This window comes from Mesorhizobium sp. M4A.F.Ca.ET.020.02.1.1, from assembly GCF_004022645.1.
Classification (GTDB): domain Bacteria; phylum Pseudomonadota; class Alphaproteobacteria; order Rhizobiales; family Rhizobiaceae; genus Mesorhizobium.
The window spans coordinates 1-838 of the sequence record NZ_RZOI01001244.1 but is presented as its reverse complement, the minus strand read 5'-3'; the positions used below and the strand labels follow the sequence as shown (position 1 = coordinate 838).

At 65.3% G+C, this 838-nt stretch carries 1 protein-coding gene; it reads right to left on the bottom strand.

Annotated features, from left to right (window positions below):
• Positions 1-293: 293 nt before the first annotated feature.
• Positions 294-838: FAD-dependent monooxygenase (locus EN742_RS36380; RefSeq protein WP_189375761.1), on the bottom strand; the 545-nt coding region annotated here is incomplete at its 5' end.

Genomic DNA, 838 nt, shown 5'->3' with positions numbered 1-838 from the left:
GAGCAGAGCCTGAAGATACCGGACCAGCGGATGCTGCGGCTGCGGCAGAAGCTTGGGTTCGAGGTGAATTGATCCAGGCGACCACCGATCTTTGAACCGAAGGCAGTTGTGCCTACATCAGGGTGGGCATGCCCAACCGTTGGGAAATAGAGGGAAGCAATTGCCTGCGCGGCTGCCGAATTGGCCGATTTGATTGACACGCTGTTGGAGACAGGTTGCGCAAATCCAGGGCCGGCAGGTGGGTGCTGGGCATGCTGGCCGCCGTAGTGGTCTTCTATTACCTTCTTTGGCTGCTAGATCGCTTCCCCTTTCAGTAGCCGCGGCGTGTCGCCGGACAGGCCCGAGGCCTGGCGGATGAAAAAGTCCTTCAGCTTCGGCATGCGCTCGACGAGGCCGAGGCCGATGTCGCGCGCCGCGCGCAGCGGGCCGATGTCGTTGGAGAACAGCCGGTTCAGCACATCGGTGGTGACGCCCATCTGCACGGTGTCGAAGCGCCGCCATTGCTGGTAGCGTTCGAGCACGTCGAGCGCGCCGATGTCCTGGCCGAGCCGGTCGGCCTCGACCACCACCTCGGCCAGCGCCGCCACATCCTTGAAGCCGAGGTTGAGCCCCTGGCCGGCAATCGGGTGGATGCCGTGCGCGGCATCGCCGGCAAGCGCGATGCGGGGCGCGACGAAGGCGCGGGCAAGGGTCAGCCCAAGCGGCCAGGCGCGCGGCTTGTCGGCGGCATGGATCTCGCCCAGCCTGAGGCCGAAATGCAGCTCCAACTCGTGCTCGAAGACAAGGTCGTCGCCCTCGACCAGCTTCCGCGCATCCTCGGTGCGTTCGACCCAGACGC